The organism is Yersinia vastinensis, from assembly GCF_044905075.1.
In the GTDB taxonomy this organism is placed as follows: Bacteria; Pseudomonadota; Gammaproteobacteria; order Enterobacterales; family Enterobacteriaceae; genus Yersinia; species Yersinia vastinensis.
On sequence record NZ_CP173260.1, the window covers coordinates 1,637,579 to 1,660,146 of the forward strand.

The following is a 22,568-nucleotide window of genomic DNA, read 5'->3' on the forward strand; positions in this document are numbered from 1 at the left end:
CTTTCACCATGGTATCAGATTGAAATATCTCTCTTCATTTCGCACGACACTGAAAATATCCCGCTACCTGTTCCGGGTATTGGCCGTCATGTTATGGTCGCTGGGTGCATTGCTGACAACCTTTTATATCCTGAACATCCTTAATGAGAAAAAATCTGATATTCGTCAGGAATATAATACTAACTTTGAACAAGCACAGAGCTATATCAGGCACTCATCCGATATTATTCGTGATATCAAGTATATGGCGGAAAATCGGTTAAACCAAAATGCAGCGAGCAGTGACATCGCGGCTGGCGCATTTATCAAAAATAAAACAGTACCAAAGTATTACCCTCTCAATTCACAGGCTGATTGTGCTGCGCTTAATTCATCCCGCCACTCGTCATTAGATTCTCTCAGCAATCTCATCTTGTACTGGAAAGAGAATTTCGCCGCAGCCTATGATCTTAATCGGATATTTTTTATTGGCAGTGACACCATGTGTATGGTGGATTTCGATATTCGTAATACTCCGATGGATCAGGAGAGTTTACTTAAATCACTGAATGAACATATTTTAAAATATCGTGAAGCAAACAATCAGGATAAAGATAGCACGCTGTATTGGATAGTTCCGGGTGTGCGCCCTGAAATTGGTACGCTATATGTTCTCAGCCCGATTTATGTTGGTAATAAATTAGAAGCTTTAGTGGGGACTGAGCAAACTATTCGGCTGGAAGATTTTATCTCTTCAGGGCCGCTGCCGGTTGGGGTGACATTACTCAATCAGAATAATGAACCAGTTTTGCAACTGGCTACTGGCGAGCGTTCTGCTTCTATGCTGGATAATTACCCTGATTCGCCCTCTTATTTCGGCTATGTTGATGATTATAATTATCTTATTCTGAAAAAGAACTTGCTGCCATCCCCGCTCAGTATTACCTATTCTTTACCTGTTAAAACCATTATCGAGATATTTAAGCTATTAATTTTTAATGCATTATTATTGAATACGCTTTCTGCGGTGGTGATATTTACGTTGGCCTGGTTATTTGAGCGAAAAATGTTCCACCCGGCCGAAGATAATGCGTTAAGGCTGGAAGAGCACGAGCAATTTAACCGTAAAATTGTGGCTTCTGCGCCGGTAGGTATTTCTATCCTGCGCATAAGCGATGGCACCAATATTCTCAGTAATGAATTGGCACATAACTATATTAACTTGCTGACAAATGAAGATCGTGAGCGAATTACGCGCATTATTTGTGAGCAGCAAGCGAACTTTGTTGATGTGATGACCAGCAATAATAATAATCTGCAAATCAGCTTTGTTCATTCGCGTTACCGTAATGAAGATGTGGCCATTTGTGTGTTAGTGGATGTCAGTTCGCGAGTGAAGATGGAAGAGTCACTGCAAGAGATGGCGGCCGCGGCAGAGCAGGCCAGTCAATCTAAATCGATGTTTTTAGCAACTGTCAGTCATGAGTTGCGGACCCCACTGTATGGTATTATCGGCAATCTCGATTTGTTGCAAACCAAAGAGTTACCTCAGGGCGTTGACCGATTGGTCACAGCGATGAATAACTCATCGGGTTTGCTCCTTAAAATCATTAGCGATATTCTCGATTTCTCCAAAATAGAATCGGAACAACTGAAAATTGAGCCAAGCGAGTTTTCAACTGTAGAGGTGATAACTCATATTACGGCGAACTATTTGCCGCTGGTGGTGAAAAAGCGCTTAGGTTTGTACTGTTTCATTGAACCAGATGTTCCTCGCCTGATGCTGGGCGATGCAGTTCGACTGCAACAAGTAATTTCTAACTTATTGAATAATGCTATTAAATTTACTGATACAGGCTGCATCATCTTGCAGGTGCGGGTCCGCGGCGACTATCTGGAATTCCGGGTGCGGGATACCGGTGTAGGCATTAATGCACGCGAGATAAATCAGTTATTTGATCCTTTCTTCCAGGTGGGAACAGGGGTACAGCGCCATTTCCAAGGCACGGGGTTAGGTCTGGCTATCTGCGAGAAATTAGTCAACTTAATGGATGGGGATGTGGAGGTCGTTTCTGAACTGGGGATGGGCAGTATTTTTGCCATTCGCATACCGCTGTATCAAGCGAAAAATACGGTATTGCCGCAAAGTGATCGTTGGCAAGGGAAAGTATTGTGGTTGGATATTCGTAATACCCGCCTTGAAAGCTATTTACTTGATCTATTGAGCCATTTTGGTGCCACAATTCAGCGTTATAGCAATGAGCAAACCCTGCAAGACCAGGTGCTTATTTGTGATTATCTGCCACAAGTCAGCGCACCTTTATCAACATGGATACAGCTATCCATCGAGCATATTGGTTTGCCGCAAGAGACACGCCCAGGCTATTGGTTGCTGAGTACCTCTACTCTGCTGGAAATCATCCCATTGTTGGACCAAATATTGCTGGAACAGCCCTTGGTTGAGGGAGCTCCATTGCAATTATCCTCGCCGAAAGTGAATCAGGATGATAATGCTGATTTACAAATATTGGTTGTGGATGACCATCCGATCAACCGTCGGTTACTGGCTGACCAACTGACAACATTGGGTTACCGAGTGATAACGGCAAATGACGGGCTGGATGCACTGGCTGTGTTGAGTGCCAATAACGTTGATATCGTGCTAACTGACGTTAATATGCCAAATATGGATGGTTACCGATTAACACAGCGCTTACGGCAACTGAATCATCATTTCCCGGTCATTGGTGTTACGGCTAATGCATTAGCTGAAGGCAAACAGCGCTGTATTGAGGCAGGAATGGATAACTGCCTCTCTAAACCCGTTACTTTAGATACCTTGCGTCAAATGTTGCGTTATTACGGCGATAAGGTGAGGCGAGCACGTTAAACCCGGTAAATCAGAAACGATATAGATATAAGTTCAGGGATAAAGTTAATTGATGAATTGATAATATGAATGGAATCGGGAAAGAAATAAATAAACCCGTGGTGTTGTGAATAACACCACGGGTTTAGGAACAAAAGTTATTCTTTATCTTGGCCGATAGTTACGGATGAAAGATAATTTAACAGGGCAATATCATTATCAACGCCCAGTTTCAGCATCGCCGATTTCTTCTGACTACTGATAGTTTTAATGCTGCGATTCAGTTTTCTGGCAATTTCGGTGACCAGAAAACCTTCAGCAAATAGCCGTAACACTTCACTTTCTTTCGGGGATAAGCGTTTATCACCGTAGCCATTTGCGCTGATTTTTTCCAGTAATTTAGCGACACTTTCAGGCGTGAATTTCTTCCCTTTCTGTAGTGCAGCTAACGCCTTAGGTAAATCAGCAGGCGCGCCTTGTTTTAATACAATCCCATCAATATCCAAGTCCAAAACGGAACTGAGAATAGCGGGGTTATTATTCATTGTTAGTACAATTATGGCTAAGTCTGGGTAATGCCGTTTTATATATTTTATCAATGTGATGCCATCACCGTACTTATCTCCAGGCATGGAGAGGTCGGTAATTAGCACATTGGCATCAAGTTTAGACAAACTGTTAATAAGCGCTGTGGAGTCTTCAAACTCTCCGACAACGTTTACCCATTCAATTTGCTCAAGCGACTTTCGGATGCCAAACAACACAATTGGATGGTCATCAGCAATAATTACATTAAGGTTGTTCATGGTTATGGGTTACCTTGCTGCAACAGTCTGGTGACGAAAGAATCAATTTGACTGATGCTATTTTCGATCTTCAACCGATCGCCATCTGCGATATGCTGTTCTAGTGTTTCACATAGCTGTTTGCCGAGAAGCAGGTTCAACATAGCAAATACGCCTTTCAGTCGATGTGCGGTCTGCGAAAGCGATATGAAATCATGTTGCTGAAGTTCAGTATACAGTTTCTTCAGATCTACCGGTACTGTCTCAACAAATAAGGAATAATAGTCACTGGATTTAAGTTGTTGCTCGTATGCACTTATATCATCATCAGCAATAGATTCAGACACTTCAGAGGATTCATCTGATAGGATTCGCTGCTCAATTAATAATAATACGGCATCAATGACTGCACTTCCTAAATTATAATTTACCCGAATATAATTATCCTGCAACTGCTGCAAACCCACCTCATCAGAGGCTAGCAATAAGGTAAAGTTATCATAGTGTTGCGGGTTATCCGTTACTGTCACGTCGTAGTCTCTTCCCGGCAGACGGTCATCCACAATAATGCAGTTAGCGCCGAACGAATTCAATAATGTTGTGATGATGGAGCGAACTTCTTCTGACGTTATATCTAATAATGCCGTGACTCCGTCCAATAACTTCTCTTGCTCCTCCTGTTGATCATTTTCTACGTCAATTGTAACTCGAATAGTATAACGAGTACCTATATCAACTTTGCTACGAATTTCTAATTGACCGTTTAATTTTTTACATAATTGGTTACATAAAAAGAATGTTAGCCCTGAGCTGTGATTGTATCTGTCGACCAATGTCTGGCTGAGGAAAGGGTAATTAAGATTACTGATCTCTTCATCAGAAATGCCTACACCGGTATCAATTATCTGAATGATGAGTTGTTCCGGATGCTCTGGTTCATGGTCAACATTCAGGGTGATTTTGCCGTAAGCCGTCGTAATAACCGAATAATGCAGCAGTAGAGAAAGTATTTTACGTAATACTTTTTCATCACCGATGTAGTTTTGGTCAATATTAACGCGATAGTGATTAAATAGAGTTAACCCTTTTTGGTTAATTGCCGGGAGCATATCGAGTAGAAGTTCATCAATTAATGCTGACAGCGAGAAGCGATGTTCCTCCGGTTGCCAGTCTTGTGTTTCCAGACGCGTCAGTAGGGTAATGTTATCAATCAGTTCAATGACAGCGTCAGATTGTGCAATTAATTTAGCTGTCAGGGTATGCCGCAGCTCATCATCAGTAGTGTGCTGTAACTCTTTGGCTATCTGATTGAGGTGACTGACCGGTTGGTTTAGTTCAATCCCTAAATTATGCAGCATTAGTTTCCGCGCTTGCAGGCTCTTATCATATTCGCGCCTTGCCTGTTGCAGCCTTTTGTTGACTAACACTTCTTTGTCTTGATCATGAAGCAGGAAAAGATAAGTTTCCGGTGAAATCTTACTGTGGAACATGCGAATTTCGTAAACTTCATTGTTCACTGTTCCCTGAATCACACCATGGTGCTGCTCCGCCATATGGGCAATTTTTTGCAGATTAAGGTGTGGCATCAGATTATCGGCTATCTGGTTGCTGGCAATAACCGCGTTATTGCTGAAATTATAAACCAGCAATCCTTGTGGCAGGCTGGTAATAATTTCCTGACTCAACGATTTTTGCGTTTCCAATTGCTCAACCATGTCCGCACTGGGGTAAACAAATTGGCGGCGAATAAAATAGATACCCAAAATAGCCAATGACAGCAGTAATAGGTTGGTTAGGATCAGCCAGAAATTGTTCTTCAATAAATCAATCGCCAGCACACTGATAGGAACCCGATAAACAATTTTAAGGGTGGCGTTCGCTAGGGGAGCGGAGAACTCAAGCCAGTAGCCATTAAGTGTCACGCTAGCGGTGGTGATATCCTCTGGTGTCATCCCCTCATTGATTGGCGTTTTATCCTGTTGCAACAAGAAGTTGGCGCGCGCCATATTAGGGGGAATTAAATCATTAATCGGTAAGTCAAAAGCGATCACGGTGGCCAGATGACCGGGGTGATTAAAGGTGGTTCTCAGCGTAAAATAGTAGGCGTTCTGAAAGCGTAATTTTCGTAGTGGTGAGAAACTTTCTCTTTCATCTAGCGTATTGGCTTGCTGGAGCATCTCCGCGCGCCGCGATTCTGCCGCTGCCGTCAAATAACTTTCTTTAAAGCGCGATGTGACTTCTTTCAGCGCCTGTGTCGTGATGAGCGTTAGGCTATTATCTTGACCATTAAGATAATACATGGAGTAAGTATCATTCTGTGACCCCCAGTGGCTGTCGAGATACTCAGACAACCGCAATGTCATAGGGAGTGTCAGGGGTTCGTGATTGCCAAAAATGACGGCATCCGTTTTTCTGCGCGGTTTTTCAATATAGTAAATATCAGGGCGCAAGCGGACTTCTTGGACATTCAGCATGCTCTTCTCAGACATGCTCGGATTATTGGCTAAATCATATATCTGATAGGTATGGTAGCGGTAATCATCAATACGTTGTTGCAACCCAGTGGCTATGGCGGTTAAGGCGTGCTTTTTATCCGTCAGGTAAGCATTGGTATAGTTATAGCCATACAGCCCAATGGTGATGAGCAACAATACGATAAACAGCCAGAAGCAGCGGGTAATGTTGGCTGAACTGGTAGATAACGAGTTATTTTGCATAAAGGTAATGCATATTCCTTGGTTAGCGCGTCACGGCTCTGGCGCTGGCGGTAACGGTCAGTAACAACAGTGCCACACAGCCAAAAGCGACTGATAAATTACTGAGTTGGGCAACAAAGCCAATTGCCGCTGGGCCTGCCAGAATCCCGGCATATCCGATAGTCGTGATGGAGGCGACAGCTAAATTGGCTGGCATCACGGTCTGGTTACCGGCTGCGGTGAACAAGATAGGCACCACGTTTGATGCGCCCAACCCCACGAGCATAAAGCCAATCAGGGCAGCAAGTGCGCTATCAACACTGATTGCCGTGATAATCCCGATCGCTGCACACAGACTTCCCCCTAATAATACCTTGTATCGGCCTAATCCGTTGACAATCCGATCACCATTTAAACGGCCCAGTGTCATAGCTATGGCAAATACGGCATACCCCATACCCGCCTGTGATGGCTCCATACCACGTAATGTTGTTAAGAAGACCGCACTCCAGTCGAGCATGGAGCCTTCAGCCAGAAACATAACAAAGCATAAGAAGCCGATGAACATCACCCAGCCACGGGGTAAAACAAAGAGCGGGCCGTCATGGGGTTCACCGCTGCCTTGCAATAGGTTTTTGTTGGCAGCTAACAACAGGATAATCATTAATACGACGGTCGCAATAATGGCCGCTAAAGGACTCAGCCCTAGCCACAGTAAAGCACTGACGCCGCCCGCCCCGGCAATCCCGCCGACACTGAATAGCCCATGAAATCCCGACATCATTGCTCGGCCGCTGGCCTTTTCGACAATGACTGCCTGAATGTTCATGGCGACATCTATTATGCCCATCGCGGCCCCGAAGACTAAGAGGGCGATAGCCATCGTGACTGGGGTATTCATCAATGCAAGCAAGGGCAAATCGAGGCAGAGTACCGCACCTGCCAGTAAAATGACGGCCCGACACCCCCATTTTGCTGTCAGCACGCCCGTCAGGGGCATGGCGAGCATTGAACCGACACCAATACACAACAGCAGTAAGCCAAGAGAAGCATCATTAAGGCCAATACGCTCCTTAGCAAAAGGCACTAACGGCGCCCACGCGGCCATCCCTAATCCGGCAATAAAAAAAGCTAGCCGAGTAGAGACTTGCTGTGCAACACCGAGCTGCAATGTTTGTTGGAGTGTTTTGGTGGTCATGAGGTATCGGATCTGCGATTGGTATGAATAATAAATATAGACAGACGTTTCTATCACAAAGCGAAATGCCGGTCGAAGGGATTTATCTGGAATAGCATAATACTTGCCGCCTTTCCTTGGTGATTGGCCTATTTCACTCACAAGTAGGTTAAATATTGCACAGATAAAGGGTTGGATTCATATTCTGCAATAAATCTAAACTATCCTATGGTGATAATGAGACTTTGTTGCAAAAATGTAATCTTTATTGATTAATTTTGCTTATAGTTATGGATTGCGCTTAGTTGCACCTATTTTGACTGATACTGGTAATGACATTTTCAGCTGAAACGATTAATTTTTAATTTTATCAAGTAGTTAACTTGATTGTTTTTTGCTTTATCTCTTAGTGCTAGCCTGATTTTTATCATTTCAATTATTTATGATTGTAAATTAAATGAAAAATTTAATTGTACAGTCATGAAATATCTACTTATATCTAAAGAGTGGCTCGCCAACTTATTGTTCGAGATCACATTAAAAAATATGTATAAAAAAAGAGATGTGCAGATCACGCTGATTTTTTGCTGTTGTTAACCACACCAGAAACAAGCTCAAACCCTCTTTATTGAGGTGTTTATATACCCTCCAGCGTCCGACTTATCCGGGGAACCCCCGGATATGTTCTTACGTGGAGATACCGTCTTGCTTGATTTTTGAGGTTATCCATGGCGAATTCAGTAGCGGGTTCAGTTGATATTATTTCGCGGCAGAATGGGGCGCTTATCTCTGAGGTTGCAGGCAACCAAGCTGTTGTCACGCTGAACGGATTGAGTATCGTCCGTATCCATGGCACGGCAGAAAGTGTAGCGAGCTATGAGCGTCAGGGTAGTGATCTGATTTTGCGCATGAAAGACGGTACAACCGTCCGCTATCAGAATTTTTTTATCACCGACGGTGAAGGGCATTACAGTGAATTGGTGTTTGATGATGGCGTCAACCCGCCTGTTCATGCCAGTTTCCCTGCAGCTATGGGCGCTGCTGCTTTCGGCGATGCCATATTGGTACCGCAATTTACCGCAATTGATGGGGTGGCCGGTCTGGCCCTAAGCGGCAGTAGTAGCTCCGCTGGGCTATTGGCCGGATCATTGGGTTTTCTGGCGATCGCCGGCGGTATCGGTATTGCCGCATCGCATAGCAGTAACAACAATAGTGGCAGTGCGGGGGGGAATAATGGCGGTAATATTGAGCCACCGACAGGCAATCCCAACCCAAATCCCAACCCAAATCCCAACCCTGACCCCGACCCCGTCGTGACATTGAAAGTGAATCCGTTGACCGGTGATAACCGTCTTAATGGCAGTGAAATCACTATCAGCCAAACCTTGAGTGGTACAACAACCGGTGTCGCTGCTGGGCAATTGGTCAATATCACGATTAACGGTACGACCTATACTGCGAAAGTGGCTGCTGATGGATCCTGGCATGTTTCGCTTCCCGCCTCGGTGTTGCAAGGATTACATGACGGTAGCTATAACGTGGTGGTCACTGTCAGCAATGGCAGTGGCCAGACGGCGGAGCAAACTATCACGGTGGTGGTGGATACCACCGCCCCCACACTGACAATTTCACCTGTCGCGGGTGATGGCATTATCAACGCCGCCGAAACCAAAGCGACCGTCGCCATTAGTGGGACGTCTACTGCCATTGGTGCCACCGTTTCCGTTGTTTTCAATGGCAAAACCTATACGGGTACGGTACAGAGTGACGGCAGTTGGAGTGTCAATGTTCCAGCGAGCGCACTCGTTGGGTTGGCGGACGGCTCACAATCCATCTCTGCCACGGTAACGAATAGTGCAGGCAACAGTGCCAGTGCCTCTGGGCATGTCATCATTGATGCCGACCCTGCCAACCTCCCTAATTTGGCGATAAACGACTTTGCTGTAGATAATCACCTTAACGGGGCAGAGCAAAAAGTTAGTCAGACATTGAGCGGCACAACCAGCCATGTTGAGGCTGGCCGATTAGTCCTCATCACATTGAATAATAAAACCTATACTGCCACTGTTGGGGCTGATGGTAAGTGGAGCACTCAGATTCCGGCCGCAGATTTGGCGATGATTGCCAATGGTACCGCCACTATTCATGCTCAGGTTACGGATATCGCCGGTAACCCGGCCAGTAAAGACAGCAATATCCTCGTCGATAGCACCCAAGGTGGTTTGGGTATCAATACCGTTGCGGGCGATAACCTTATTAATGCCATTGAAGCACAAAATGACCTCACCGTAACCGGCACGTCAGCAGGCTTGGCACTAGGCACACAGGTTACCGTCACGTTAAATGGCATACTTTATACCGACTTTGTTGATGCGGATGGCAACTGGAGTGTGCTTATTCCTAAAGGGGATTTAGCGAACCTGCTTGATGGTTCAGTAACATTAACGGTTAAGGCCACCGGTGTGCCAGACAGCACCTTGCCACTCGGTATTTACATCCATAGCTTACCCGTCGTTACCATTAATCAGCCTTTTGGTGATGGGAATCTCAATGGTGCTGAAGTCAATTCAAGCCAAACAGTCACGGGGTCAACGGGGGTTACGGGAGCGGGGCAGACCGTTTCGGTGAGCTTTAACGGTGTGACTTATCAGGCAATAGTCGATATTAATGGCAGTTGGTCATTAGTTTTACCCACTGCAGCCCTACAGGCATTGGGCCAAGGGAACCTGCCGCTGGTGGTGACGGTCAGCGATGCCGCAGGTAATAGTGATAGCAAGCCGTTGGTGGTGAATGTCGATACACAGGCACCGACACTGGTGGTCAACCCTGTGGCCGGTGACGGCATCATTAACGCGGTTGAAGCCGCCGCAGTGATAACACTCAGTGGGCGCAGTTCTGAGATAGGCGGCACAGTCATCATCACTTATGCAGGGAAAACCTACACCGCCGCCGTCTTGCCAAATGGTTCTTGGGCGGTTGATATTCCGGCCGGCGATCTCTTTGCCACTGCCGATGGGCGCTACCCATTCAACGCGACTATCGCTGACGCCGCGGGTAATACCACCACCGTTACGTCGACCGTCACTCTGGATGCTAATCCTGCTCATTTGCCAACGCTGACCATCAATCGCTTTGCAGGTAATGATATTTTGGATGGTGCAGAACAGCGGATTGACCAGATAATCAGTGGGCTAACCACGAATGTGGAAGCGGGTCGTGTAGTGTCCATCATACTGAATGGCAAAACATACACCGCGACGGTTGCGGCGGATGGCAGTTGGAGTGCCAAGGTCAGCGCGGCAGATTTATCCCTTCTGGCGAATGGTAGCACCAGTATTACGGCGACCGTTACAGACGTGAGCGGTAATTCTGCCGTAGGGACTCATAACATTGTTGTCGATAATAATTCGTCGGGACTCGGTATTAACCTGATCACGGGCGATAACCTGATTAATGCAGCAGAAGCGGCGGCTGGGGTGACGGTCAGTGGGACCTCGTCCAATGTGAATGCCGGGCAAACCGTGACCTTGATGCTGAATGGCAAAACTTATACTGCCACAGTCGGGGTGGGCGGTAACTGGAGTACCCAGATTCCTGCAGGCGATCTGGCCCAGCTAGCGGATGGCACTGCGGCGTTATCAGCCTCGGTTATGGATGCCGCTGGTAACATCATCAACAGCACAACGACGCTGGGGATTTATACCCATACCTCTCCGGTTGCCAGTCTGACACTGCCTTTTGGTGATGGCACGCTCAACAGTGCGGAAGCCGCACTGGGGCAAACATTAAGTGGGAGCACCGGCATCACGGGCAGTGGTCAGCACGTCAGTGTGAAACTTGGCGGTGTGACCTATTCGGCGACCGTCGCGACGGATGGCAGTTGGTTACTCGTGTTGCCCGCCAATGTGCTCCAAGGCTTGGGGCAAGGCAACCAGCCACTGGTGATCACCGCCAGTGATGCTGCTGGCAATAGCAATACGCTGAGCACCCAATTTAACGTGGATACTCAAGCTCCGGGTCTGTCTGTTTCACCGATTGCGACGGATAACATCATTAATGGCGCAGAAGCAGCGACAGGTATTTCAGTCAATGGCAGCAGCACAGAAATAGGTGCCATTGTGAAAGTGACCATTGGCGGCCAGACCTATACCGGAGTGGTGCAAACCAATGGTAGCTGGAACATCACTATTCCTGCAGGGGCACTGTCGTCTCTCAGCGATGGGACCTACGTGGTCAGTACACAGGTGCAGGATGTGGCCGGTAATAGCACAACAGTGACACAAAATGTCACGCTGGATGCCGATCCGCTCAATTTACCTAGCCTGACGATTAATACTTTCGCCGGAAATAATATTCTTGATGGGGCTGAACAGTTAGTCAGTCAGGCTGTCAGCGGTAGCACCACAGGGATAGAAGCTGGGCGGGTGATCACCATTTCGCTTAATGGCCGAAACTATACAGCAACAGTGGACTCTTCGGGTAATTGGAGTACCCGCATTCCTGCCGCTGATCTGGCGTTGCTAACCAATGGCATGACGAATATTACGGCAACAGTTAGTGATATGAATGGCAATGCGGCCAGTGGTAGCCACAGTATTATCATCAACAATGCCCAGAGCGGAATTGGGATAAGCCTGATAGCGGGCGACAATCAGATCAATGCGCAAGAGGCCGCGGCAGGTGTCACGGTTAACGGTACCTCCAGCAACCTCAATCCTAACCAGATAATTACCCTGACACTGAATGGTAAAACCTACATTACTGTTACTGGCGCGGGGGGAAGTTGGAGCCTGAATTTACCTGCGGGTGATTTGGCGCTACTCGCGGATGGCAAAGCCACATTGACCGCCACCGCCACTGACAGCGCGGGCAACACTGTCTCGACCAGCAGTGAGTTGGGTATTTATATCCATAATTTACCCGCCCCGATAACCAACCTACCTTTTGGCGATGGCACGCTGACAAAAGGCGAAGCGGGCATCAGCCAGAGCTTAAATGGTTCCACGGGGATTTCTGGGGCCGGGCAGACAGTAACGGTGACGGTGGGCGGCAAAACGTATCCGGCATTAGTCGGCAGTGACGGTCAATGGTCACTGACGTTACCCAGTTCGGTATTGCAGGGGCTGGCGCAAGGTGGGCAGTCCATCACGGTGCAAGTAACCGATGCAGCCGGTAATACCAATAGCAAGGTGACGGCGATTACGGTCGACACGTTGGCACCTGAATTGTCCGTCGGACCGATCGCCGGTGACGGTGTGATCAATGCCAGTGAAGCTGCAGCAAACATCCCGGTATTTGGCACCTCCAATGAAGTAGGGGCCACTGTTAATGTGGTCATTAATGGGCAAACTTACAGTACCACGGTGGGGCCTTCCGGCAGTTGGAGTGTGGATATTCCGGCTAATACCCTGAATTTATTGGCGGATGGATCCTACCCCATTAGCATTTCGATTCAAGACAGTGTTGGCAATACTACCACTCAGGTTAGCAATGTGACGCTGGCAACGCAGTCACTTCCTGCACCAACACTGAGTACACCGTTTGCTGATGGATACCTGAACGCAGCAGAAGTCACGACCAACCAAACATTAACTGGCTCCACAGGTGTCAGTGGTGCAGGGCAAAAAGTGGTGGTAACGGTGGGTGGCGTGGAACACCAACTGGTGGCCGATAATAACGGCAATTGGCAATTAACCTTAGCACCGTCTGAATTGCAAAATCTGCCTAATGGCAATCTGACTATTATAGTCACTGCGACGGACAGCGCCGGTAACAGTAATACGTTCACCGGCAATGCCACAGTAGATAAAATCGCACCGGATTTGGTGGTAGATCCCATCAGCACCGACAACATTGTCAATGCCACTGAAGCTCTAAGCACCGTCAATATCACCGGCAGTACGCCACTGTCAGAAGTGGGGCAAACGGTCTCTGTGGTGCTTAATGGCATAACCTACACCGGTTTGGTTCAACCGAACGGCAGTTGGAGCATTCCACTGAGTAGTGCCTTGCTGCAAAGCCTAGCAGACGGTAGTTATCCGATTAGCGTCACGCTCAGTGATAGCGCTGGCAACCAAAAGACCGTCGGTAGCACGCTGATCATTGATGCTGATACCACTCGTTTACCGACGGTCACTATCAGCACCATTTCCGGCGATAATTTCATTAACCGGAATGAATATTCACAAGATGCGCTGATCAAAGGGGTTTCTACTCATGTGGAAGCCGGGCGCACTGTCACTGTTACCCTTAATGGTAAGAGCTACAGCGGCCAAGTACAAAGTGACGGCAGTTGGCAAGTGACCGTCCCTGCCGCCGATGTGAGTCAATTGCCTGAGGGGGCATCCACCGCGCAAGCGACGGTGACGGACTTGGGGGGGAACCCTGCGAGTACCAGTCATCAGGTGACGGTGATAGCCTCTCTTGCTGACCAACCGTCGTTAACGGTTGCCACGGTCACCAGCGATGACATTATCAATTATCAGGAAAGTCAGTCAGCACTGACCATTCATGGCAATAGCCTGCATGTACAAGCCGGGCAAACGGTGACCGTGGGTTTACACGGTAAGTTCTATCAGGCGCAGGTGCAGGCGGACGGCAGTTGGAGTGTCTCCGTTCCTGCCGTGGATGTGCAGGCGCTGCCACAGGGTAACAACGTCATTACCGCCACGGTTAATGATGTCGCGCAAAACCCGGCTAGCACCACCCACAATGTCACGGTAGATACGCAAGCCCCAGTTCTCACCGTCGATGTGCAAACCAACCTCGATAATGTTTTAAATCTGGCCGATGCCTTGCTGGGTGTGGTAGTGAAAGGAACTTGCACCGGAGATGCCGGGTTGACGGTGACCGTCACACTGAATGGTCATGACTATAAGACGACAGTGCAAAGTGATGGCAGTTGGAGCTTAACCATTCCGTCGGCTGACTTATTGCTGTTGGGGGATGGCCCGCTGGCTGGCGGGATTAATGTCAGTGTGACCGACACTGCGGGTAATGAAAGTCACAATGTCACGAGCATCACGGTCGCTATCCACGATGTTCCGACACTGACATTAGCGCCCTTATTTGCTGATAACATTTTGAGTGTGGGCGAGATAGGAGCGAATGCCACCTTGACCGGCAGTTGCAGCAATCTGGCGATTGGCACGGCGGTAGTGGTGTCCATTAATGGTAAAAATTACCCCGGTAGTGTGACGTCAGCCGGTGTCTGGTCGGTGAATATTAGCGCCACAGAGTTGCAAGGCTTGGCTGATGGAATGACGAAAGTAACCGTCAGCGCCACTGATGCCGATTCGGGAAACGTCGCTTCAGCCAGCACTAACCTCGATATCTTAATCCATAATGTGCCAAATATTACCCTGCCAACATTACCGTTTGGCGATGGCTATCTGAATAAATTAGAAGCGGCCACCAGCCAAATTTTGACGGGAAATACCGGAGCCACAGGGAGTGGACAGATCATCACACTGAAAATTGATGGCGTAACCTACCCAGCGACTGTCGCTGCTGATGGGACGTGGGTCTGTGCTCTGCCTGCGGGGGCATTAAGTTTGTTAGCTGATGGGTCACACACGATTTCGGTCACGGTCACCGACCGGGTGGGTAATAGCGATACGGAGTCCGTTAACTTCAATTCTCAATTGATAATTAGCCCAACCCCAACGCTGGATACTGGGCCGATCATCGACGGTTATCTCAATGCGGTGGAAGCGGCCGCCGGTGGAATCTTAACTGGGACCACCGGGATTGTGGGCGATACGCGACAGCAGGTCACCGTCTATATTAATGGCACCGGTTACGCGGCAATCGTCACGGAAGATGGCAAATGGACATTGGCTTTGACCCCCGCCGTGCTGCAAGCCCTGCCGGAGGGGACATGGAGTGTGGCTGTCACCTCGAAGGATGCGGCGGGTAATAGCGGCACCTTGACGGGGCAGGTTGAGGTGATAACCCATGATTTACCCCAGCCAACACTGACATTGCCGTTTGGCGATGGGGTGCTGAACCATGCGGAAGCTCTGCTTGGGCAGACATTGAGTGGTAGCACGGGCGTTGTGGGTAGCGGGCAGAGTGTGGCTATTTTTATTGATGGTAAGTTGATCAATACCATTACTGCTGACCCTGATGGCAGTTGGAGTTTGCCGCTACTATCGGGGGTATTAACCCTGCTAGGGGCGGGGTCACATACGATTGGTGTTACCGTCACTGATCGTGGCGGGAACGTGGTGGATATTCTGCCAAATCAGCCCATCACCTTTATTTCTCAGCAGTTGTTGCCACAGCCCACAATCAATCTTCCTTCCTTTGGCGATAGCATTAATATTGCTGAAGCTGGGGCGGTGACCACGATCAGCGGCAAAACCGGAATTTCGGGGAATAACCAGAATGTGCAGCTGAAAATCGATGTGGGTGGAATCATCTATATCGGCCAAGTGAACTCGCTGACTGGGGACTGGACAGTTACTATCCCATCAGGGGCGCTAAATAGTCTGGTTAATGGCGCGCACCAAATCAATGTCACTGTGACTGACTCCGCCGGAAACAGCAATACTGGCTCATTGGGCTTTGACAGCTTCTTGACACTGCCACAGCCGACCATTAACACACCTCCCTTTGGTGCAGTGCTGAATCTGAGTGAAGCGGGGGTTGATCAAATATTGACAGGCACCACGGGTTTGCTGAACACGGCCCAAACTGTGAAAGTGACTCTCAATGGCAAGCAATATGATGCGAATGTGAATATCACCACGGGGGTATGGTCTGTCACGGTGCCAACGGCAGATTTAAAACTCATTCCTGATGGCTCACCCGCTATTCAAGTGGATGTACTTGATGGCGGTGGAAACAGTGGCAGCCACTCACTCAATATTGGTGTACAGACACACACGTTGCCAACAGTCACCATCGATACTCCACTTTTTGGTCCTGTTTTGGACTTCCTAGAAAGTAAAGTGCCCCAGATTATCAGCGGCACCACCACCAATATGGCTATTGGCAGCCAAGTCAATATCACCTTTGGTGGCCTTAATCTCACGGCCACAGTGGGGGCTAATGGTGCGTGGTCAACCACAGTGAGCAGTGCTCAGTTGGGGAGTTTGGCACCCGGAAATGTAACGATCAATGCGTCAGTCACCGACAGTGTGGGTAATGAGGGCCATACCCTCAATCCAATTAACGTTGATGTGAATATCATTGTTCCTCCGGTGGTGCTGACTATCGACCCTATCAACACCAATAATATTATCAATGAGCTAAGTGATCCGCTGACCATCACGATTGGCGGTAAAGTGACCAATGCGCTGGGTGACAACGTTATTCTCAAAATCGATGGTGTCACCGTCGGTTTGCCGATCGCCATCGCGGTTGACGGGAGTTGGTCAGTCACCTTGCCCAAAATCACTTTCCCCGATGGAAATTATCAAATTACAGCATCATTGGAACTTGGTACTGCCTCTGAACAGGTCGGGCTGCTGGTTGACCGTGTTCCTCCCACCTTGACGGTAGAGCCATTTGCCATCAACAACACATTAGATGCGCTGGAATCTAAAGTGCCACAACAGGTCAGTGGTACAGCTTCAGTTGACGATATTGGCCGCACGGTAACGGTGACGCTAAACGGTAAAAATTACTCGGCGGTAGTTGTAAGTGCAGGTCTAGGTGCAACATGGAGTGTCACTATTCCAGTGGTCGATTTGCAGGCGCTACCCCAAGGCAATAATACCCTGACGGCGACACTGGCCGACCTGGCAGGAAACCGTGCCAATATCACGCCGATTACTGTTTTGGTTGATACGGTGCCAACACTGATCACCTTGGACGTCAGTGCGCCCATCCTTAACAACAATATCCTTGGTTCAATATTGTCTGGGACAGCGTTGGGATCCGAAGGGCAAACCTTAAGCCTGACCCTGGGGAGCACGACACTCACCACACTGGTAGGAAATGACGGTAAATGGAGCATCAAGGTGCTGCCACAGAACCTCTCAGGAATTGCGGATGGCCCATTGGTGGTGGGCTTGAGTGTGACGGATACTGCCGGTAACCCAAGCGGCAGCAATGTGACAGTGAATATTGCGCTCAATAAAGGACTGTCACTGGCGGTTGACCCACTCTTTAACGGTGGCTATCTCAACGCGGCTGGCGCGTTGCTGGATCAAACGTTATCGGGCACGGCACAAAATGCTGGGTTGGGTGCCAAGGTGAAACTCACCATTAATGGTGTCGAACTGACGGCTGATGTGGGGGCTAATGGCAAATGGTCACTGACGCTACCAACGGCACAACTGAGTCAATTAGCCGATGGCCCACTGTCATTGGCGCTCACCATAGTTGATGCTAATAATAATGTGGTTCAGGTGAATCCCGCACCAGTGTTGAATGTGCTGACACACAATCTGCCAACGTTTGGCTTATTAGACCCACTGTTTGGTGCCGATGGCATTCTTAATGCGGTGGAAGCGACGACAGCTCAAACACTGAGTGGGGTGATAAATAATGTCGCCGTTGGAACAACGGTTACTGTGACCATCGGAACTCAAATATTGACCACGCAAGTACAGGCTGGTGGTGTGTGGCATGTTGACTTGCTGCCGTCCCTGCTTGGTGGTCTGCAAGACGGTAGCTTGCAGGTCAATATTTCGGTCAAAGATGTGGCAGGTAACATCGTCAATACCCAAGTTGGGGCTACTGTTCTTATCCATAATCTGCCGCAGGTTAGTCTTAATCCAATCTTTGGTGATGGCATCCTCAATGCGGCTGATTTGCTGCTCAATCAAACCATCAGTGGTACGGTTAAGAATTTGCCCGCAGGGGCGAAAGTCACTATCAAACTGGGGACGGTTTCGCTAGAGGCCACGGTCAATGCGGACGGGACTTTCAGTGTACCAGTTGACGCTCTCACACTGAATGGGCTGCTGGCAGGTACGCTCAATGTTACAGCTTCGGTGGAGGATTCTGCGAAGAACACTAGCACAGTGACTGGCTCATTACTGGTAGATGTGACCCCACCGGTTATCGCGTTAAATCCTATCTTTGGTGACGGAAAGCTCAGTCTGGCCGACACTGCCATTGCGCAAATAATTAGTGGCACCGTCAGTGGAGTGACAACCGGAACACAGGTGAGTGTCACGCTAGGAGGGAAAACCTTCTTTGGCACCACCGCCGCAAATGGCAGTTTCACGATCACCTTGCAACCTGCGGATTTGACTGCACTGCTAAATGGTAACCTCAAGGTGGACGTCTTTATCACTGATCAGGCGGGCAACACTGCAAGCGCATCGGGCAACGTTAATGTCATTATCAACAATGTACCTAAACTGGTGCTGGACCCTATTTTTGGTGACGGGCTGCTGAGTATTCTGGATAGTCAAACCGTGCAAATCATTAGTGGGACGGTGCTCAATGGCACGGTTGGTGCGCAGGTACAGGTTCAAGTGGGCGCGTATCAACTGGTGGCAATCGTCGGGGTTGGGGGCGCTTGGATTGCATCAGTTCCGCCCATCATATTAAGCGGACTATTGGATGGCAACCAAACTATCAGTGCATCGTTGGTTGATGGGGCCGGCAATACCACCAGCGCCAATGGATTAGTCAATGTCCTGATTCATGCCCAGCCTACGCTGTCAGTCAATCCTATTTTTGGTGATGGCATTCTCAGTGTGGCAGATTTACTGGTAGCGCAGACCATCAGCGGCACCACCACCAATGTGGCGTTGGGCACCCAAGTCAATATTGCCCTCAATGGCAAAACCTACACTGCCACGGTAGGGGCCGGAGGCAATTGGAGTGTGCTGGTCCAGCCGATTGATTTAAAAGCAATGCTGACAGACGGTAACTTGACACTCACCGCCGGATTGCAAGATGCGGTGGGCAACCCTGCCTCCAGCACTGGCATTCTGAATGTTATCGCCAATGGCTTACCGACACTGACACTGGACCCTATTTTTGGTGACGGTTTGCTCAATGTGGCTGATGCACTTTTGACCCAAACTATCAGCGGTCATAGTACATTCGCCGCCGGTTCTACGGTAAATGTGACTGTCGGTAATTTGACACTGAATACCACCGTCAAAACCGATGGTTCGTGGAGTATTCCCGTTTCACCATTGATGTTAGCCGGCCTGCTTGATGGCAGTTTTACGGCCAGTGCCAGTCTGACTAATGCCGCCGGGCATAGCACCTCAGCCAGTGCACCGGTCACTGTCGGTATCACTTTACCAACGATCACACTAAACCCATTCTTTGCCACTGATCACTATCTCAGCGGTGCGGAGTCGACAGCGGCACAAGTGATCTCAGGAACCAGTACTCATGCTGTTGGTTCGCAAATTAAGGTGACAATTGGCGGGACAACGCTTCTCGGCGTCGTGGGCAGTGATGGCAGTTGGAGTGTGCCTATTACCCCGTCAGCTCTGACGGGGTTGTTGGACGGTTCGGCCAAAATAGGTGTTTCAATCACTGATACCGTCGGCAATCAGGTTGCGGTGAACACCGATTTCACGGTGAAAACCCATGCCCTGCCATTATTGGGAGTCGATGTATTAGGCAATGTGGGCAACTTGGTATTACTGCCGATCAACGGATTAACCGTTTCTGGTTCCAGCGTAAATGTGCTGCCCAATACTAAAGTCAAAGTGGTTTTGCTGGGGCAATCCCTTGAGGGCACCGTTGATAGCACCGGGCACTGGAGTGTCAAATTCTATGGATCTTTCCTCGGGGCGCTGAATGTTGTCAGCATCCTAACCACCACTGTGGCGGTCTCGGTCACAGATGAAGCCGGTAACTACAAAGAGATATCGGTTGGTTTGCTCTCAGGTTCGGGTATTCAACTGCTGTCGGCTGATAGCGATATTCAAGCGACCAGCATGATGGTCACTCCAGATACCCAAGCTGCGCATACCGCCGGTGTCGAGAGCCAGACCGTTAACACTTCGACGGCTAGTGACACTTCGGCAGACTCAACAGCAGCGCAATCCGCGTCAGCTCAAACACAATCCATGGTCGTCGAACCACTGGCTGAACCTATCGACAGCATGCTGTCCACCACGGTGACGGAGGGGGGCTATACCATCGGCGGAATTACGCTGAATCTGGCCGATGGTGTGGTGATGTCTGGTGAAGCGCTGACCGGGAGCAGTGGCGCAGATATTTTCACTGTCAATTCACTGAATTTTAGCCATATCGATGGCGGTTTAGGAATGGATACTTTGCTGTTAGGTGGGACGCATCAGGTTCTAGACTTGACCAGTCTGGGGCTAAAAGTGGAGCACATCGAAGTCATAGATTTGGGGCAAAGCGGCACCAACAGCATCCGGTTGGATTTGCACGACGCATTAACACTGACCGATAAACCGCAAGATGACTTGTTGATCAAAGGGGCTGAAGGTGGTCAGGTCACCCTCAGCAATACGCCCGAGGGGGTCTGGAGCAGTGTAGGGCAACGCAACGTTGATGGGCAGGCGTTTGACGTTTACCACAATTCCTCTCTGGATAGCAGCAACACATTGGGAGATGTGTTGGTTCAACATGGCTTACAGGTGCATTTGGTGTGAAACCATGGATGAGATTAAGAACAAAAAAGCCCCATAAAATAGGATCGGCACAGGAGTTTGTCGGCGATGAAAAGAAAAATAAGGTGCTTAACTCGCCGGGATATTCCCGGCGCATTATGGGCGGTGACGATGTTAATGGCCGTGGGGACGCCGCCGGTATGGGCGGCAGAAACCCCACCAGTGGCAGTTTTTAACTGGCAGGCGGCCCCCAGTGAGGAGCAATTGGCCCAACTGAGTTTGCGTGAGGCCATTTTGCGGGCATTTGCCCGTAACCCGCAAATTGCGCAAGCGGCGGCGCAAATAAAAGTGGGGCAAGGTGATTTGGATGTCGCTGAAAGTGGCTGGTATCCGCAGATTTCCCTACAGGGAACGACGGGAAAATCGCACCAAACAGATTCCGCTGGCAGTCTGAATAACAATGCTTCTGCCGGGATCCAATTGAGTCAATTGTTGTATGACTTTGGTAAAACGGGCGGCAGCATTGATGAACAACAAGCCTTGTCAGATGCCTATCGCTATGAACTGTTTAACACCATGACTGCGGTGGGGTTGAGTACGGTTCAGGCGTATTTGCAAGTTAAACGCTATCAGGCATTAAGTGTGGTGGCGCGCAGCAATATTGCGTCACTGGAGAAAGTCAAAGAAACCGCCCAGCTCAGGGCTGATGCCGGCCTGAGTTCACAATCAGATGTGTTACAAGCAGAAACCCGAATCGCTGGCATGGTGGCGACGCTGGAGCAATATCGCGCGCAGCAGCGCTCGGCTCAGGCGCAACTGACAGTGCTAACCGGGGTGGTCTCCGATAACTTACCCGATCTGCCTAAAGATCTGCTCAAGCAAAAAGTCACGCTCAATGCCATTCCCTATGATGCCAGCAGTGCAGTACGCAGCGCCGAGGCAAAACAGCAGGCCGCAATGCAGCGGGTGCGGCAAAGTCAGGCACAACACTGGCCGACCTTAAAGATTCAGGCGGGCCGAACTCGCTATGAAAATGATTCACGCTCTTACTGGGATGATCAGGTGCAACTGGCAGTCGAAGCACCGGTTTATCAAGGAGGCGCGGTGAGCGCTAAAGTACGCGCGGCAGAAGGTGCGCGGGCGGCGGCACAAGCGGAAGTTGAAAAAGCCAAACTGGATGTGAATCAAAAAGCCGCGATGGCGTACGCCGACATGATTGGTGCCATCCAACGTCAACAAGCGGGAGAACAGCAATTGGAAAGTGCCCGCCATACCCGCAGTGTTTATCAGGATGAATATAAGTTAAGCAAACGTAGCTTAAATGACCTGCTGAGTGTTGAGCAAGATGTGTTGCAGGCCGACTCAATGCGGCTGATGGCGCTGTATGACGGCTGGGATGCGACAGCACGCTATGCCTCGGCTGTCGATAACTTGGTGGACATGCTGGGTATTGATCGGGTCGCTCAGAGTGGTGAAAGGTTGCCGACGCTCTGAAAACGCCCAAACACCCCCGTCCATTGACGGGCGGTTTCGGGTTTAACTGACCGCAAA

The 22,568-nt window shown here is 49.1% G+C and carries 6 protein-coding genes; 3 read left to right on the top strand and 3 right to left on the bottom strand.

The annotated features are described in order from the left end of the window. Positions 1 to 19 precede the first annotated feature (19 nt). Positions 20 to 2,869, top strand: coding sequence for a two-component system sensor histidine kinase RcsC (rcsC, locus tag ACIOG0_RS07695; protein WP_050096938.1), 2,850 nt, complete (start codon positions 20 to 22; stop codon positions 2,867 to 2,869). Between the two features lie 137 nt (positions 2,870 to 3,006). Here rcsC and rcsB read toward each other — a convergent pair whose 3' ends face one another. From rcsB to ACIOG0_RS07710, 3 genes are read right to left on the bottom strand one after another with little or no spacing between them, the layout of a single operon-like run. Continuing rightward, the gene (gene rcsB / locus ACIOG0_RS07700; RefSeq protein WP_004708702.1) at positions 3,007 to 3,654 is read right to left on the bottom strand and encodes a response regulator transcription factor RcsB; all 648 of its coding nucleotides are present in this window, start codon (positions 3,652 to 3,654) and stop codon (positions 3,007 to 3,009) included. Positions 3,655 to 3,656: 2 nt separating this feature from the next. Continuing rightward, the gene (gene rcsD, locus ACIOG0_RS07705) at positions 3,657 to 6,350 is read right to left on the bottom strand and encodes a phosphotransferase RcsD (RefSeq protein WP_050096939.1); all 2,694 of its coding nucleotides are present in this window, start codon (positions 6,348 to 6,350) and stop codon (positions 3,657 to 3,659) included. A 22-nt stretch (positions 6,351 to 6,372) separates the two neighbouring features. After that, positions 6,373 to 7,527, bottom strand: coding sequence for an MFS transporter (locus ACIOG0_RS07710; RefSeq protein ID WP_128450904.1), 1,155 nt, complete (start codon positions 7,525 to 7,527; stop codon positions 6,373 to 6,375). Between the two features lie 707 nt (positions 7,528 to 8,234). On the opposite strand from ACIOG0_RS07710, the gene ACIOG0_RS07715 reads away from it, so the two are divergent. Both ACIOG0_RS07715 and ACIOG0_RS07720 read left to right on the top strand, forming a co-directional pair. After that, a complete protein-coding gene (locus ACIOG0_RS07715; RefSeq protein WP_404705001.1) occupies positions 8,235 to 21,059 on the top strand; it encodes an Ig-like domain-containing protein in 12,825 nt (4,274 codons plus the stop codon). A gap of 129 nt (positions 21,060 to 21,188) precedes the next feature. Beyond that, positions 21,189 to 22,511 (top strand): TolC family outer membrane protein, encoded by a 1,323-nt coding sequence (locus tag ACIOG0_RS07720; RefSeq protein ID WP_080985748.1) that lies wholly within the window; start codon positions 21,189 to 21,191, stop codon positions 22,509 to 22,511. The last annotated feature ends 57 nt before the right edge of the window (positions 22,512 to 22,568 follow it).

Excerpts from the sequence above, each read along its gene's own strand:
- ACIOG0_RS07720 (WP_080985748.1), top strand. The coding sequence starts at position 21,189 with ATGTTAATGGCCGTGGGGACGCCGCCGGTATGGGCGGCAGAAACCCCA.
- ACIOG0_RS07715 (WP_404705001.1), top strand. The coding sequence starts at position 8,235 with ATGGCGAATTCAGTAGCGGGTTCAGTTGATATTATTTCGCGGCAGAAT.
- ACIOG0_RS07710 (WP_128450904.1), bottom strand. The coding sequence starts at position 7,527 with ATGACCACCAAAACACTCCAACAAACATTGCAGCTCGGTGTTGCACAG.
- rcsB (WP_004708702.1), bottom strand. The coding sequence starts at position 3,654 with ATGAACAACCTTAATGTAATTATTGCTGATGACCATCCAATTGTGTTG.
- rcsD (WP_050096939.1), bottom strand. The coding sequence starts at position 6,350 with ATGCAAAATAACTCGTTATCTACCAGTTCAGCCAACATTACCCGCTGC.